The following is a 16,376-nucleotide window of genomic DNA, read 5'->3' on the forward strand; positions in this document are numbered from 1 at the left end:
ACGGACACCCCGGATTGCCCGGCATTGGCTACGCGTACCACGCGGGTGACCTCACCTGTCCCTATGATTTGGGGCTAAGACTCGACCCGAGAGGGACTGATGGCCGGTTTTCTGCTGCGACGTGCGCTGAACTATGTCGTTCTGCTTGTGCTGGCGTCGTTCCTGACCTTCGCACTCGCCTCGCTGACTTTCCGGCCCCTGGACAGTCTCGAGCAGCGCAACCCCCGGCCACCGCAGTCGGTGATCGATGCCAAACGCGCCGAGCTCCATCTGGACGATCCGATCCCGCAGCGCTACGCGACGTGGGTCAAGGGCGTGGTGCACGGCGACTTCGGCACGACGCTGGCCGGGCAGCCGGTGAGCAAGGAACTGCCGCGACGGGTGGGCGTGAGCCTGCGGCTGCTGATCATCGGATCGATCGTCGGTACCGCGCTGGGCGTGCTGATCGGCGCGGCGGGTGCGATCCGGCAGTACAAATTCAGCGACTACTTCAGTACCGTCCTGTCGCTGCTGATCCTGAGTACACCGATCTTCCTGCTCGCCACGCTGGTGAAATACGGCGCGCTGGAGGTGAATACGCTCACCGGGAAGCAGATCTTCCTCTATACCGGCGAGACCTCGGCGAACGCGGTGCACGGGGTGTGGAACCAGGCCGTCGACCGCGCACAGCACATGGTGCTGCCGACCCTGGTGCTGGCGCTCGGCGGAATGGCGAGCTACAGCCGGTATCAGCGCAACGCCATGCTGGACGTACTGCAGAGCGATTTCATCCGTACCGCCCGATCCAAGGGACTTACGCGAAGCCGGGCGCTGTATCGGCACGGATTGCGCACCGCGCTGATTCCGATGGCGACGCTGTTCGCCTACGGCTTCGGTGCGCTCGTCACCGGTGCGGTGTTCACCGAGAAGATCTTCGGATGGCACGGCGTCGGTGAGTGGCTGGTCGACTCGATCAATCTGCAGGATCTGTATCCGGTGGTCACGATCACGGCCTTCACCGGGTTGGTGGTGCTGTTGTCGGGTCTGCTCTCGGACATCGTGCTCGCGATCCTCGATCCCCGGGTGCGTGTGGCATGACCGATACCGAGCTGATCGTCCAGGGTGCGCCGGAACCCGCCGCCGCGGGCCGCTGGAAGCTGGTGCGGCGCAGATTCCTTCGCAACCGGGTCGCGGTGGCGAGCACGATGATCCTGCTGCTCATCGTGGTGCTCGCCTTCGCCCTGCCGCCGTTGCTGCCCTACGACTACAAGCAGTTGGACTACACGGCGCTGCTGAAGCCGCCCAGCCCGAAACATCCGTTCGGCACCAATCAGATCGGGCAGGACGTGCTCGCGCAAACCCTTCGGGGCTTGCAGAAGTCGCTGATCGTGGGCTTCGCGGTGGCACTGATCGGTACGACCATCGCCGCGATCGCGGGTTCGGCGGCCGGACTGCGCGGGGGCTGGACCGATCGCGCCATCATGTGGCTGGTGGATCTGCTGCTCGTCGTGCCCAGCTTCATCATCGTCGCGATCTTCGCGCCGCGGACCAAGGGCAGCAATTCGGTTCTGCTGTTGATCGTGCTGCTGGCCGGATTCGGCTGGATGATCAGCGCCCGTATCGTCCGGGGGCTGACGTTGAGTCTGCGTGAGCGCGAATTCGTCCGGGCCGCACGGTATATGGGCGCCTCCAACTGGAAGGTGATGACCTCCCACCTGATCCCGAACATGGCCTCGATCCTGATCATCGACTGCACCCTCGCGGTGGGGTCGGCGATCCTGGCCGAAACCGGGCTCAGCTTCCTGGGATTCGGCGTGCAGAAGCCCGACGTCTCGCTCGGGTCGCTGATCGCCGACGGCACCGCGTCCGCGCTGACCTACCCGTGGCTGTTCATGTTCGCCGGTGGCCTGCTGATCATCACGGTGCTGTGTGCGAATCTGGCCGGCGACGGCCTGCGGGACGCGTTCGATCCCAGTGCCAAACATGCTCGATCCGGGCGCAAGGGCCGCGCGGCCCGCAAGAAGACGTCGGTCACACCCGGAAAGGCTCAGGGATGACGGAGCAGACGGCCGCCGTCACCGGCCAGGACTCGAACACCACCACCGCACCCCTGCTCGAAGTGGCCGACCTGCAGGTCAGCTTCCCCAGCGAGGAGGGTCGCGTCGACGCGGTGCGCGGGGTGAACTTCACGGTGAACGACGGTGAGGTGCTCGCGATCGTCGGTGAATCCGGGTCGGGCAAGTCGGTGTCCTCGCTGGCGATCATGGGATTGCTGCCGGACCAGGCCCGGGTACACGGCTCGATTCGCTTGCGCGGCAGGGAATTGGTCGGGCTCGGCGACAAGCAGATGTCGGCACTGCGCGGCAGCAAGATCTCGATGGTGTTCCAGGATCCGCTCTCGGCGCTGACCCCGGTGTATCGGGTCGGCGATCAGATCGCGGAAGCGCTTCTCGCGCACGGAACGATGAGCAAGAAGGAAGCGGCCGCCAAGGCCGTGGAACTGCTCGATCTGGTCGGTATCCCCGATCCGGAGTTGCGGGCCAAGGCCTTTCCGCACGAATTCTCCGGCGGCATGCGCCAGCGCGTGGTGATCGCCATCGCGATCGCCAACGATCCCGCGTTGATCATCTGCGACGAGCCGACGACCGCGCTGGATGTGACCGTGCAGAAGCAGATCCTGGATCTGCTGCGCAAGGCACGCGACATCACCGGCGCGGGTGTCGTCATCATCACCCATGACATGGGCATCGCGGCCACGCTGGCGGACCGGGTCGCGGTCATGTACGCGGGGCGAATCGTCGAATCCGCGCCCGCGGCAGAGCTTTTCGCCGCGCCCCGGATGCCGTACACGGTGGGATTGCTCGGCTCCATCCCGCGCATCGACGGTCCGCCGCGCACCCCGCTGATCCCCATCGTCGGCGCGCCGCCCGCCATGCACGCGCTCCCGCCGGGCTGCTCGTTCGCGCCGCGCTGCCCGATCGGCATCGACGACTGCCGGACCACCGAGCCGCTGCTGCAGGAGACCGCGCCCGGGCATCGGGTGGCGTGCATCCGCACGGCTGAGATGGGAACCACGGAGCTCTTCACGGCCTACCGCAATGAGATTCCCGTACCCGATCGAGTCGCGGACACCGATTCCGATGTGGTGCTGCGGGTTTCGGATCTCACCAAGACCTTCCCCATCACCTCCGGCGTCGTTTTCCGGCGCCGCAAGGGCGAGGTGCGCGCGGTGGACGGGATCGACTTCGCGCTGCGCTCGGGCCGGACGCTGGCGCTGGTCGGCGAATCGGGATCCGGCAAATCCACGACGCTCACCCAGATCATGGACCTGGCGAAGCCCGAGAGCGGCGGCATCGAAATCCTCGGCCACGATGTGACGACGCTGACCAGGGCGCAGCGCCGCGAGATTCGGCGCAAGATGCAGATCGTGTTCCAGGATCCCTCGGCGTCACTCGATCCCCGCCTGCCGATCTCGGATGCGATCGCCGAGCCGTTGCGCATCGACGGGCGCTCGCGCGAGGAAATCGGTAGACGGGTACCCGCCCTGCTGAAACAGGTCGGACTGCGACCCGAGCACGCCGACAGATACCCGGCGGATTTCTCCGGCGGGCAGAAGCAGCGCATCAATATCGCGCGCGCACTGGCTCTGGATCCGGAGATCCTGGTGCTCGACGAACCGGTCTCGTCACTGGATGTCTCGATTCAGGCGGGTGTGCTGAATCTGCTGCGTGATCTGCAAATCGAGCGTGGATTGTCGTATCTGTTCGTCTCACATGATCTTTCGGTCGTGCGGAATCTCGCTCACGACATCGCGGTGATGTACCGGGGGAAGATCGTCGAATACGGCCCGGCGGAACGCATTTTCGCCGATCCGGAACACGAATACACCCGTGCGTTGATCGAGGCGGTGCCCGTGCCCGTCGCAGTTCGGCGATGACAGCAGTTCGACAATGACAGCGGTTCGGCGATGACAGCGGTTCGGCGATGACAGCGGTTCGGCGACGGCAATTCGACAGTGACAGTTCGACAGTGACCAACCGGTCCCGATGGAAGGAGCGATCCATGCGGATTCGTTCGTCAGTGCCCCGGCTAGCGATCCCGGTGATCGCGCTCGGATTGGTCTTGTCCGGATGTTCCAGCTCCGACGAGCCCGGCACCGGGACGGCGGTGCTCGGCACCACCAACGACATCAACCCGCACGACGTCGCCGATCTGCGCGACGGCGGCAACCTGCGACTGTCCATGTCGGCGTTCCCGGAGAACTGGAACACGCTGTCGAACGACGGCAACAACGCGGAGATCACCGGCGTCGAACGGCCGATGATGCCGCAGGCGTTCCGCATCGACGCGGCCGGTAATCCGCTGTTGAACACCGACTACTTCACCGGCGCCGAACTGACCGGCACCAATCCGCAGCAGGTCACCTACACCATCAATCCCAAGGCGATCTGGTCCGACGGCACCCCGATCACCTGGGAGGACATCGCCGCACAGGCGAACGCGCTGAACGGGAAGGACAAGGCGTTCCTGATCGCCAACAATCAGGGCTTCGATCGGGTGTCGAAGGTGGAGCGCGGGGTCGACGACCGCCAGGCGATCATGACCTTCGACAAGAACTTCGCGGAGTGGAAGGGACAGTTCGCCGGAAACAGCTTCCTGTTCCCGAAGTCCGTGACGGGAACGCCCGAGGCGTTCAACAAGAGCCTCGTGAACGAAATCAAGGTCACGTCCGGGCCTTTCACGGTGCAGTCCACCGATCGGACCCAGGGGCGCATCGTCCTCGGGCACGATCCGAAGTGGTGGGGCGACAAGCCGAAGCTCGACACCATCACCTTCAGCGTATTGGACAGCGCCGCAACGATTCCCGCGCTGCAGAACAACGAGATCGACGCGGCGGGCGTCGGCAGCCGTGACGATCTCAAGACCGCGTCGGGCGTGCAGAACATCGCGATCCGCCGGTCCCCGGCCACCCAGTGGTCGCATCTGACCTTCAACGGCGCGCCCGGCTCGATCCTGGCCGATCCCCAACTGCGCGTGGCCATCTCGAAGGCGATCGACCGGCAGGGTATCGCCACCGCGATCCAGAACGGGCTCGTCGCGGATCCCAAGCCGCTGAACAATCACATTTACATCGAGGGCCAGACCGGCTACCAGGACAACAGCCTCGGCTACGACCCCGATGCCGCCGCGCGTGAGCTCGACGCCCTGGGCTGGCGGATGAACGGCGACGTCCGCGAGAAGGACGGCAAGAAGCTCGAGATTCGCGACGTCATGTACAACCAGGACGTCTGGGTGCAGATGGCGCAGATCATGCAGCAGAACCTCTCGCGGATCGGCGTCAAACTCACCATCGACACCAAGCCCGGCAAGGACTACTTCACCACCGTGATCCAGCCCGGCGATTTCGATGTCGCGCAGTGGAGTTGGGTGGCCGACCCGTTCCCGCTGGGCAGCATCAACCAGATCTGGGGTTACAACCCGAACGACCTGCAGGGCAACTACGGGCGCATCGGCTCGCCGGAGCTCAACGACCTGATCGAGAAGACGGTGTCCGAACTGGATCCGACGAAGGCGATCGAACTCGCGAACCAGGTCGATCGCAAGGTCTTCGAGGAGGGCCACTCGCTGCCGCTGCTGCAGTCGCCGGGCATCGTCGCGGTGCGCGCCGATCTCGCCAACTACGGCGCGCGCGGCCTGGCCACCTACGACTACACGAAGGTCGGTTTCCTGAAGTGAGAGGGCGGATGGGCCATCCCCTGGCCTATCCGGTGATCGTGACGATCGGCGCCCTGGCGATATGTGTCGCCTGGGCGCCGTTCTGCGATTCGGAGCAGGTGGGGATGGTCGGGGCGGTGGTGCTGGTCGTGCTGGGGTACAGCGGGTTTCGGGGGGCGGTCGCGTTCGGGGTGGTGTCCGCGGGGAGTGCGGACGCGAGCGCGGGTGCGGTGGGGAAGGGTGCGCGGAGCGTCGCTGTTCGGCGGGTGCGGCAGCAGCATCGGCTGGTGAGCCGGTCGTGGCTGGAGTTCGGCGTCGGCGGGCGGAATCGGTGGCTGCCGGTGTATTTCGACCCGGCGCTGGTGGGGTTGACGCAGGCGTCGGCCGAATTGTCCGGGCGCGGTGTGTATATCGGTGAGCAGCGGGTGTATCCGTCGGGACGGGTGCGCGCTACCGAGCCGGCGGGACGGTTGATCGACAATCCGAGCAGGCCGGACGCACAGGCCGCGGCGACGGCGGCGCACGTAGCGTCGTTCGGGCGGCGGCTGCTGCTGGATGCGCAGTCGGCGATCGCGGGTCCGTTCGCGGGGTTGCTGTGGGTGTATGTGGCCGGTGGGGGGCCGATGGCTTTTGCGGGGGCTACGACGATCGGGGCTGCGGTGGCCACCTGGCTGGCAGCCGTTCGCGGGTCGGATCCGAGCTGAGCGGGGCGCCGGTTCCGCGAAGCGCCGGTGTCGGGCGCGGCGGCCCGGCGTCGACACCACCTCGGCGACCGGGTGTTCAGCGTCGAGGTATTCGGTGCACGCGGCGGCGAGCGCAAGCTGGTGGTCGGCGTCAACTGGGAGGAAACCGGGCGGATAGGATCGGAGTATGGCTGCCCGTTCGGAAATTCGCGATACCGGTGACCCTGCTCCGGTGCAGCGGGAGGTGCCGGCCGACGCGCCCACGGGGGTGGATCTGGAGCGGGTGATCGGGAAGCAGGTCCGGGCGCTGCGATTGGCCAGCGGGCTGTCCGTCGGCGATATGGCGGCGCAGGTCGGGATCTCCAAGGCCATGCTGTCGAAGATCGAGAACGCCCAGACCTCGTGCAGCCTTTCGACTTTGGCGCGGCTCGCGGCCGGGCTGGATGTACCGGTCACCTCGCTGTTCCGGGGCGCGGATACCGCGCGGGAAGCGGTGTTCACTCCGGCCGGGCACGGATCGGCGATCGTCGGGCGCGGGACCCGGGTGGGGCATCACTACGAATTGCTCGGAGCGCTGCGGGGGCAGCACAAGCGACTCGAACCGGTGCTGGTCACGCTGACCGAGGCCAGCGAGACGTTCCCCCTGTTCCAGCACGCGGGAACCGAGCTGCTGTACATGCTCGAGGGCGTGATGGTCTACGGGCACGGGGATTCGGAGTACACCCTCCGCGCCGGGGACACGCTACTGCTCGACGGCGAAGCACCGCACGGTCCCCATGACCTGGTCCGCCTCCCCATCCGCTTCCTGGCGATCACCGCATACCCCGACAACCACGTCGAGTAGTGACAGCGACGGTTACCGGGCGGGTTCGGTGATCCAGGCGGTCATCACCTCGGCCAGGGCGCAGGCACCGGTGTGGCAGTCGGCCGGGGCCGCGTGTTCGGCGGGGGAATGGGAGACGCCGGTGGGATTGCGCACGAAAAGCATTGCGGTGGGGATGGTGTCGGACAGGATGCCGGCGTCGTGGCCCGCCGCGGTGGGGATCACGGGGAGGTCGCCGAGGTGGGCGAGGGATCGAGCCAGACGGGTTCGGGGGGCTTCGGGGAAATCGACTATGGGCGTGATGGATTCGGCCAGGATCTCCAGGTCGATGCCGTCCGCCGCGGCGTGGGATCGAGCCCGGGCGGTGATCCGGGCGACCAGGGCTTCGAGGGTGGGCTGGTCGGCGGCTCGGGCATCGAGCCAGGCCCGGACCCTGGAGGGGATGGCGTTGGTGCCGTTCGGTGCGACCAGGACCTTGCCGAAGGTGGCCACCGCGTCCAGGGCCGCCGCCTCGGCGCGAGCCGTGTGAACCGTGGAGGCGAAGGCGAGCATGGGATCGTGGCGGTCGATCAGGCGGGTGGCGCCGGCGTGATTGGCCTCGCCGGTGAAGTCGAACTCCCAGCGACCGTGCGGCCAGATGGAGGAGGCCAGGGCCAAGGGGCGGTCCACCAGGTCCAGGGCCCGGCCCTGTTCGATGTGCAGTTCCACGAACACGGCCACGCGGTCGGTGAGGGTGGGGTCCGCGCCGAGGTGTTCCGGGGCGCGGCCCGCACGAGTCAGGGCCTCCGCCAGCGTGATTCCGTCGATATCGCGGAGACCGAGAGCGCGTTCGGGGGCCAGTGCGCCGGTGGCGAGCTGGGAACCGATGCAGGCGACGCCGAATCGCGCGCCCTCCTCGTCCGAGAAGGCCACCACCGCAACGGGAATCGACGGTTCGATACCGCGCGCCCGGAGCAGGTCCACGGCGGCGAAGGCCGAGACGATGCCGAGCGGACCGTCGAAAGCACCGCCGTCCGGCACCGAATCCAGGTGTGAACCGGTGACGAACGCGCCCTTCGGATCGCCGACCCAGTCACGCGGCAGCCACCACGCCCACAGGTTTCCGTTGCGGTCCTCCTGCAGATCCATGGATCGCGCGGTCGCGCAGCCCCGAAACCATTCGCGCAGCGTCAGATCCGCGTCCGACCAGGCGTACCGGCGATACCCTCCGGTGCCGGCGTGACGGCCCACCTCGAGGATCTCGCCCCAGAGTGGGTCGAACACCTTTGCGGCACCGTCTGTTTCGAGATCGCGGGTCATGCGAGGGCTCCGGGGATCCAGTTGGTGCCGGCGAGGGGGACCCGGGCCATGGCGGAGGCTTCCACGGTGAGGGCCACCAGATCTTCGGGCTCGAGGTTGTGCAGGTGGGATTTGCCGCAGGCCCGGGCCAGGGTCTGGGCCTCCATGGTGAGAACGCGGAGGTAGTTGGCGAGGCGACGGCCCGCCTCCACGGGATCGAGGTTCGCGGCCAGGCCGGGGTCCTGGGTGGTGATGCCGGCGGGGTCGCGGCCGTCCTGGAAGTCGTCGTAGAAGCCGGGGGCCGAACCGAGCGCTTCGTACTGGGCGGCGAAGCGGGGGCTGTTGTCCCCGAGGGCGATCAGGGCTGCGGTGCCGATGGCCACCGCGTCCGCGCCCAGGGCCATGGCCTTGGCCACGTCCGCGCCGGTGCGGATGCCGCCGGAGACGATGAGCTGTACCTTGCGGTGCACGCCCAGTTCCTGAAGGGCCTGGACCGCCTGGGGAATGGCGGCGAGGGTCGGGATGCCGACGTGTTCGATGAAAACGTCCTGGGTGGCGGCGGTGCCGCCCTGCATCCCGTCCACCACGACCACGTCGGCACCGGCCTTCACGGCGAGCTTGACGTCGTAGTAGGTGCGAGTGGCGCCGATCTTGATGTAGATCGGCTTCTCCCAGTGCGTGATCTCGCGCAGCTCCAGGATCTTGATGGCGAGATCGTCGGGACCGGTCCAGTCGGGGTGACGGCAGGCGCTGCGCTGGTCGATGCCCTGCGGAAGGGTGCGCATACCGGCGACCCGCTCGCTGATCTTCTGGCCCAGGAGCATGCCGCCGCCACCGGGTTTCGCGCCCTGACCCAGCACGACCTCGATGGCGTCCGCCTTGCGCAGATCGTCGGGGTTCATCCCGTAGCGGGACGGAAGATACTGGTAGACCAGGTGTTTGGACTGCCCCCGCTCCTCGGGGGTCATTCCGCCGTCGCCGGTGGTGGTGGAGGTGCCGACCGCGCTCGCGCCGCGGCCGAGGGCCTCCTTCGCGGGACCGGACAGCGCGCCGAAACTCATGCCCGCGATGGTGACCGGGATATCGAGGTGCAGTGGATGTTTCGCGTGCCGGTCACCAAGGACCACGTCGGTGTCGCAGCGTTCGCGGTAGCCCTCGAGCGGATAGCGGGACATTGACGCGCCCAGGAACAGCAGGTCGTCGAAGTGCGGGAGCGGACGTTTCGCGCCCCAGCCGCGAATGTCGTAGATGCCGGTGTCGGCGGCGCGCTGGATCTCGGCGATCGCGCGACGATCGAAGGTCGCGGACTCGCGTAGCGCGGGATTCGGGGAAGTCATGGTCGGCTCCTGGAGGCGGGTCGGACTGTCGCGGAGCCCGCCGGGGTCGTGCGCCCGGTGCGCGGAACGGTTGCGCACCAAGCGGTTCGGATCGGAGGAACGGGTCAGTACGCGGCGGCGTTGTCGACGTGGAAGTGGTAGAGCTCGCGAGCGGAGCCGTAGCGGGTGAATTCGGCGGGGTCGGCGTCGAAACCGGCCGCGGCGAGCAGCTCTCGCAGTTCGGCGAGGTGTTCCTCGCGCATGGGTTTGCGCACGCAGTCCGCGCCCAGGGAGGCCACGGTGCCGCGCACGTAGAGGCGCGCCTCGTAGAGCGAATCACCCAGGGCCTCACCGGCGTTGCCGAGCACGACCAGGCGTCCGGCCTGGCCCATGAAGGCGCTCATATGGCCGATATCGCCGCCCACCACGATGTCGACGCCTTTCATCGAGATGCCGCAGCGCGCACCGGCATTGCTCTCGATGACCAGCAGCCCGCCGTGCGCGGTCGCGCCCGCGGACTGGGAGGCGTCCCCGCGCACCCGCACGGCGCCGGACATCATGTTCTCCGCGACGCCGACCCCCGCGCTGCCCTCGATGGTCACGGTGGCGTGCTGGTTCATGCCCGCGCAGTAGTAGCCGACATGGCCCTCGATGGTGACCTCCAGTGCTGCGTCCAGCCCGCAGGCCAGTGCGTGCGCACCGCGCGGATTGGTGATCAGCACCGGCCCGCTCCGGTCCGCGAGCGCGGAATTGACCGCGCGCGTGCCGGATTCGGCCACATCCAGGACGGTGCGCTCGCTCACGATCGCCGCCATACGTACACCTCTTCCGGTTCGGGTTCGAAGATCCGGGCGTGCTCGACGCCCGGTAGATCCGCCAGCGCGCGGTACTCCGAGGCCATCGCGACCCAGCGGTCGGTCTCGGCGATGACGGCGGGCTTGCACGCGATGGCGTCACGCACGACGGCGAACGAATCGCTGGTCGAGACCAGCAGGGTGTAGAAGCCGTCGAACACGTCGTTGAGCAGCAGCAGCGACTTCTCCAGGTCGGCGCCCTGCGCCAGCTGCCGCGCGACGAAGCGCGCGCCCACCTCGGTATCGTTCTCGCTGTCGAATTCGATTCCGGCGCGCTGCAATTCGTGCTTGATGCTCATGTGGTTGCTGAACGAGCCGTTGTGCACCAGGCATTGGCCCGGCCCCACCGAGAACGGATGCGAGCCTTCGGCGGTCACGGCGGACTCGGTGGCCATTCGCGTGTGCGCGACGCCCTGCCAGCCCTGCGCGCGCGGCAGTCCGAACCGCTGCGCCAGTTCGGTGGGATTGCCGACTCCCTTGAACACGGCCAGATCCGACCCGAACCCGATCACCCGAGCGCCCGGAGCCACCTCCCGCACCGCGCGCACCAGATCCTCGACCCGCACCCCGGCCGACGAACCGTCCGGGATGGGCGTCGAGACGCTAGCTTCCACAAGGGAATCCGCTCCCTGCGGAACCCCTGCGGTTGGTGGAACACGCGGATCCCGGGCAGCTCCCTGCGCGACACCCCACTCCCCGGGTGGCCCGGGGCGACCTGTGGACAACTCGGGAACACTCCCCTGCCCCGCCCCCGGCGAGGGTGCGCGGGATACGGAGAGCGCGGTTCCCGCCTGCTCCTCGGGCGATAGATCCGCCGACGGGGCGTGCAGCACTATGGTCGGGGTCAGGTCCATGGCCGTCACCGGGATACCCAGTGTGGCCGTGAGCTTTTCGGCAAGCTCGGCGGCCTGGAGCGGGGAGTCCAGGAGGGAGACCGTGACCGTGCCCGGGGGTGACCAGGTCGGGTCACCGTAGACGGCCATGCCGGCCGAATCCGGTCCGCGGTCGCACATCCGGTCCAGCATGCCGGTGAGGAGTGCTCCCAGCTGGGGATGGAGTGCCGGGTCGCGCAGGTGCAGACCCACGATTCCACACATTCGTGATCACCTACCTTTCGAAGTACGGAGCGCCCTGTGGATGGGTGTGCAGGGTTGGGGACAACTGTCGGCGGGAGTTGCGGGCGGCTCGGCGAGACCCGCTCGGCAAGAGCCTGTTTCGCGGCATCAGAAGGCCGTGAGGTAGTTCTCGATCTCCCAGGCGGAGACGGTGTTGTGCCAGGTGAAGAACTCTTCCCGCTTGGCCTGGGCGAAGTAGGCGGCGACGCCGGGGCCCGCGATGTCGAGGGCGGCGGTGACCACGGGGTCCGATTCCAGGGCGTCCATGGCGTGCACCAGGGTCATGGGGAGCATGTCGCCGCGGCGTTCGCCGGGGGCCCCGGGATCGAGGGAGCGGTCGATGCCGTCCAGCCCGGCGGCGATGGCGGCGGCGCCGGCGAGATAGGGGTTGGCGGAGCCGTCGGCTCCGCGCAGTTCCACGCGATGCTGGTCGGGGACGCGCAGGTAGTGGGTGCGGTCGTTACCGCCGTAGGTGGCGTGCCGGGGAGACCAGGTGGCGCCGCTGGCGGTGGAGGTCGCACCGGTTCGCTTGTAGGAGTTGACCGTCGGGGCGATGACACCCTGCAGTCCGCAGGCGTGGTCGAGCATGCCCGCCAGGAATCCGTAGGCGGTGGGTGAGAGGCCCAGACCACGCGGATCGGAGGGGTCCGGGAACAGCGGCTGGTCCCCGCTCCAGAGCGACAGGTGCATGTGCATGCCGGTGCCGGTGCGGTCGGTGAACGGTTTGGGCATGAAAGTCGCCCTCATGCCGCGCTTTTCGGCGATCACGGACAGCAGGTAGCGGGCGGTGATCACCCGATCGGCGGTGACGAGCGCGTCGGCGTAGTCGAAGTTCTGCTCGAACTGGCCGTTGCCGTCCTCGTGATCACTGGCGTAATTGCCCCAGCCGAGGGTGTTCATCGCCTGCGAGACCTCGGCGAGGTGGTCGTACATGCGGGTCACGTCGCGGGCGTCGTAGCAGGGCTGCAGGCTGACATCGGACGGGTCAGCCGTGGTCAGTCCCCCGGAGGCCTTGTCCACCAGGAAGTATTCGATCTCCGCGCCGACTTTGACGCTGTAGCCGCGATCAGCGGCCGCGGCCAGGGTGCGCTGCAGGATGACGCGGGGTGCGAACGGCCACGGCTGTCCCTCGACGTGCGGGGTGCAGTGCACCATGGCCAGGCCGGGGCGCACGAACGGGATCGGGGTGAAGGTGCTCGGATCGGGAATGGCGACCAGGTCCGGATCCCGGGGCTGCTGGCCCATCATGCCCGCGGCGTAACCGGCGAACCCGACACCGTCCCGGGCCAGTTGGTCGATCGCCTGTACCGGAACGAGTTTCGCGCAGGGCTTGCCGGAGAGGGTGGTGAAAACCGCCAGTACGAAGGTGGTTCCGGCGGCGTCGGCTTGCTCGGCGAGGCTGGGAATCACCTGGCCGGCGCGGCTGGGAATCCCCTGGCCGGCGCGGCTGGGATGCCGCTCCCCTAGCTGGCCCTGATCGCCGGTATAGGTCGTGCTGATGGGTGTGACGGTCGCGTTGGTGTCTATCGCCATGTCGGCTCCTGGGACAACGGGCTGTTCATCGGATGGGTTGGAGGTCAGCGCATTTCACCGGCGCCGGCATACGGGTGCGGGCTCAGCAGCGGCCGGCCCTGCGCGAATCGCTCGTAGCGGAAGTCGGCGGCGTCGACGTTCGGCAGATCGGTGCGGCCGTGCAGCAGCAGATCGGCCACCAGACCGCCGACCGCGGGCGAGATCTTGAACCCGTGGCCGGAGAAGCCGGTGGCCAGGAAGAGCCCGGGCACGGGGGCCGGGCCGATGATCGGGTTGTAGTCGGGGGTGACGTCGTACGCGCCGACATAGCTGCCGGTCACGCGCGGATCAGGCATGTGCGGCAGCCGATGATCCAGCCTGCCGATGACCTTCTCGACGGTGGCGGCGTCGGCGCGGTTCACGAAGTCGTCGGGATCGAGGTACTCGGGAACGGCGTGGTCGCTGTTGCCCACGAGCAGTTCACCGTTGGGTTCGCGGCACAGATACTGCAGGCTGGCCAGGTCCGACAGGACCGGAACCTGCGGCATCGGCTCACCCTGATCGATCAGGATGAGCTGGGCGCGTTGGGCTTTCACCTCGACCGGCACTGCGGCGGTGGCGGCCAGCGCGGGCGTCCACGGACCGGCGGCGAGCACCGTGGTCGCGGCGTGCACCTCGGCGCCGTCGGCGAGCCTGGCTCCGATGACCCGGCCGGCGGCGGTGAGCAGCTCCGCGACCGGGGTCTGCTGGCGCACCTGGACGCCGAGTCGTCGTGCGGCCGTGGCGAATGCCATGCCGGTCAGGTACGCCTCGCCGCGACCGCCGCGCGGTTCGTAGGCGATGCCCGCGAAATCGTCCACCCGCAGACCGGGCCACAGCCGCGCCATGTCGTCCTGGCCGATGAGGTCCACCTCGATGCCGAGCGCCTGCTGCATGGCCACATTCGCCTTCAGCGGTTCCAGATTGTCCGCGCCGACGCCGACCGCGTAGCCGCACTGGGTGAAGCCCAGGTCGTCGCCGAGGATGTCGGCCGCGTTCTCGAAGAACGGCACCGACCACCACGACATGGCGGCCAGCGAGGGTGCGCCGTAGTGGCAGCGCACGACGCCGCTGGATTTGCCGGTCATGCCGGAGCAGAGGGTGGCGCGCTCCAGCACCAGGATGTCGGTGGCACCGCGTTCGGCCAGGGACCATGCGATGGCGAGCCCTTCCAGGCCGCCGCCGATGATCAGGAACTCGGCGGTGTCGGTCATGAAGCACCTTCTTCTCGGGTATCGGCTGTCTCAGCAGTGAACGTCTTCTGTTGTGAATCACTGTTGATTGTTAGGAAACCAAGGATCTGTGTCGGCGCGATTACCGGGAAGTCACGCGCCGGTGTCGCGATTTTCCGGCTCCAACACTGCGAACACTCAGCAAACGCGACGGCCGGTTTACCCACCTTTCACAGCGCCGTACCCCGGCGCAACATCCACGGTGGTTCACTGCGACGCAACGGTGATTCCTGTCAGGAATGCCGTCTGATGAGGAACCCTTGAAGGTCAGGTGAAAGATGGAACAAGCAGTAGCCGCGGCCGACACCGCGTGGATGCTCGCCGCATTCGCTCTCGTGTCGCTCATGGTGGCGGGACTGGCGCTGTTCTACGGCGGCATGGTCAGCGTCAAGAACACCCTCAATATGGCAATGATGATCTTCGGTGCGCTCGCGGTGGTGGGCGTGCTGTGGATCGTCGTGGGCTACTCCGCGTCGTTCGGTGACTCGCTCGGCGGGGCCGGACTGCTCGGAGATCCGCTGGAGTACTTCGGATCCGAGAAACTACTGGACGCGCCCACGACACCCGGGTTGCCGCCCGCGGTGTTCTCGGCCTTCCAATTGCTCTTCGCCGCACTGACCGTCGCGCTCATCGCGGGCGCGGTCGCCGACCGCATGAAGTTCGGCTCCTGGATGGTCTTCGCCGGGATCTGGGCGCTGCTGGTGTATTTCCCGGTCGCGCACTGGGTCTTCGCGTTCGACAGCAAGGACGGCTCGGTCCGGGGCGGTTGGATCGCCAACGATCTGAAGGCGATCGACTTCGCCGGCGGTACGGCGGTGCACATCAACGCGGGCATCGCGGGCCTGGCGCTCGCGCTGGTCCTGGGCAAGCGCAAGGTCTTCCCGAATCCCCCTCGGCCGCACAACCTTCCGCTGACCATGCTGGGCGCGGGCATCCTGCTGTTCGGCTGGTTCGGCTTCAACGGCGGCTCGGCGCTGTCCGCGGGCAATGCCGCGTCGGTGGTCGTGCTCAATACACTCGCCGCCGCCTGCGCGGGCATGATCGGCTGGCTGGTCGTGGAGAAGTTCCGCCAGGGCCACGCCACCACCCTCGGCGCGGCCTCCGGCATGATCGCCGCGCTGGTCGGCATCACGCCCGCCTGTGGAGCGGTCTCGCCGCTCGGCGCGCTCATCGTCGGCGTGCTGTCCGGCGTGGTCTGCTGCTTCGCGGTGTCACTGAAGTTCCGGTTCGGCTTCGACGATTCGCTCGACGTGGTCGGCATTCACCTGGCCGGAGGCATCCTCGGCACCGTGCTGATCGGCTTCCTCGCCGATCCGGGCGCGCCCAACGGCGTGGCCGGGCTGTTCTACGGCGGCGGCGTCGATCAGCTCTGGCGGCAGACGGTCGCCGCGCTGGCCGTGCTGGCCTACACCTTCGTCATGACGATCGCGATCGCCAAGGGACTGCAGCTGTTCGGCGGGATCCGCGTCGACGACGAGAGCGAGGAGAGCGGGCTCGACCTGGCCGTGCACAGCGAAACCGCCTATGTGCTCGATCATCTCGACGTCCCGGCCAAGACCGGCGAACCCGCCGATCCGGTGGCGGCCGCGGAGGCCATCACCACCCGGGCGGTGGCGGCGGCCGAATAACGGCGGCCGCACCACCGGGACCCGCACCACCAGACCCGCACTGTGTTCCGGGGGATCACCCTCCTCCGTGAACCCGGAAGACGGTGCGCCGCTCTGGAAGGGGTGTGGCAGGGCGGGAATGCCGGACCGCATCCGCACGCCCCTTCCAGGGCGATCAATACAGCAAATCCGCGCCCGGAAGAAGCTTCCGGGCGCGGATTGC

At 67.8% G+C, this 16,376-nt stretch carries 13 protein-coding genes; 7 read left to right on the plus strand and 6 right to left on the minus strand.

Translation table 11 applies throughout. The features are described 5' to 3' along the window. The first annotated feature begins 99 nt into the window (after positions 1–99). From NJ1_RS19900 to NJ1_RS19925, 6 genes are all read left to right on the plus strand, one after another. Positions 100–1,077: an ABC transporter permease gene (locus NJ1_RS19900; protein WP_067696467.1), complete on the plus strand. Its 978-nt coding sequence runs from the start codon at positions 100–102 to the stop codon at positions 1,075–1,077. After that, positions 1,074–2,036 carry an ABC transporter permease gene (locus tag NJ1_RS19905; protein WP_067696470.1) on the plus strand — a complete coding sequence of 321 codons (963 nt, stop codon included), beginning with the start codon at positions 1,074–1,076 and terminating at the stop codon, positions 2,034–2,036. The genes NJ1_RS19900 and NJ1_RS19905 overlap by 4 nt, the downstream gene beginning before the upstream one ends. Then, on the plus strand, positions 2,033–3,916 hold the full coding sequence (locus NJ1_RS19910) for an ABC transporter ATP-binding protein (protein WP_067696474.1): 1,884 nt from the start codon (positions 2,033–2,035) through the stop codon (positions 3,914–3,916). Before NJ1_RS19905 ends, NJ1_RS19910 begins: the two co-directional genes overlap by 4 nt. Before the next feature lie 125 nt (positions 3,917–4,041). Next, positions 4,042–5,715: an ABC transporter family substrate-binding protein gene (locus NJ1_RS19915; protein WP_067696478.1), complete on the plus strand. Its 1,674-nt coding sequence runs from the start codon at positions 4,042–4,044 to the stop codon at positions 5,713–5,715. Positions 5,716–5,723: 8 nt separating this feature from the next. Beyond that, on the plus strand, positions 5,724–6,398 hold the full coding sequence (locus NJ1_RS19920; protein ID WP_067696481.1) for a hypothetical protein: 675 nt from the start codon (positions 5,724–5,726) through the stop codon (positions 6,396–6,398). A gap of 166 nt (positions 6,399–6,564) precedes the next feature. Next, positions 6,565–7,221, plus strand: a complete 657-nt coding sequence (locus NJ1_RS19925) for a helix-turn-helix domain-containing protein (RefSeq protein WP_067696484.1) — start codon at positions 6,565–6,567, stop codon at positions 7,219–7,221. 12 nt (positions 7,222–7,233) lie between these two features. Here the strand turns inward: NJ1_RS19925 and NJ1_RS19930 are convergent, their stop codons facing one another. From NJ1_RS19930 to NJ1_RS19955, 6 genes are all read right to left on the minus strand, one after another. Continuing rightward, positions 7,234–8,499: an allantoate amidohydrolase gene (locus tag NJ1_RS19930; protein ID WP_067696487.1), complete on the minus strand. Its 1,266-nt coding sequence runs from the start codon at positions 8,497–8,499 to the stop codon at positions 7,234–7,236. Next, positions 8,496–9,815 carry an FMN-binding glutamate synthase family protein gene (locus tag NJ1_RS19935; protein WP_067696795.1) on the minus strand — a complete coding sequence of 440 codons (1,320 nt, stop codon included), beginning with the start codon at positions 9,813–9,815 and terminating at the stop codon, positions 8,496–8,498. The genes NJ1_RS19930 and NJ1_RS19935 overlap by 4 nt, the downstream gene beginning before the upstream one ends. 104 nt (positions 9,816–9,919) lie before the next feature. After that, positions 9,920–10,609 carry a GltB/FmdC/FwdC-like GXGXG domain-containing protein gene (locus NJ1_RS19940; protein ID WP_067696490.1) on the minus strand — a complete coding sequence of 230 codons (690 nt, stop codon included), beginning with the start codon at positions 10,607–10,609 and terminating at the stop codon, positions 9,920–9,922. Continuing rightward, positions 10,594–11,502, minus strand: a complete 909-nt coding sequence (locus NJ1_RS19945) for a class II glutamine amidotransferase domain-containing protein (protein WP_157574109.1) — start codon at positions 11,500–11,502, stop codon at positions 10,594–10,596. The genes NJ1_RS19940 and NJ1_RS19945 overlap by 16 nt, the downstream gene beginning before the upstream one ends. Positions 11,503–11,871: 369 nt before the next feature. Then, a complete protein-coding gene (gene glnT / locus NJ1_RS19950) occupies positions 11,872–13,296 on the minus strand; it encodes a type III glutamate--ammonia ligase (RefSeq protein ID WP_084478530.1) in 1,425 nt (474 codons plus the stop codon). 44 nt (positions 13,297–13,340) lie between these two features. Next, positions 13,341–14,528 carry an NAD(P)/FAD-dependent oxidoreductase gene (locus NJ1_RS19955; protein ID WP_067696493.1) on the minus strand — a complete coding sequence of 396 codons (1,188 nt, stop codon included), beginning with the start codon at positions 14,526–14,528 and terminating at the stop codon, positions 13,341–13,343. A 296-nt stretch (positions 14,529–14,824) separates the two neighbouring features. On the opposite strand from NJ1_RS19955, the gene NJ1_RS19960 reads away from it, so the two are divergent. Beyond that, positions 14,825–16,174, plus strand: a complete 1,350-nt coding sequence (locus NJ1_RS19960) for an ammonium transporter (RefSeq protein ID WP_067696496.1) — start codon at positions 14,825–14,827, stop codon at positions 16,172–16,174. The last annotated feature ends 202 nt before the right edge of the window (positions 16,175–16,376 follow it).

The organism is Nocardia jejuensis NBRC 103114, from assembly GCF_001613145.1.
In the GTDB taxonomy this organism is placed as follows: domain Bacteria; phylum Actinomycetota; class Actinomycetes; order Mycobacteriales; family Mycobacteriaceae; genus Nocardia; species Nocardia jejuensis.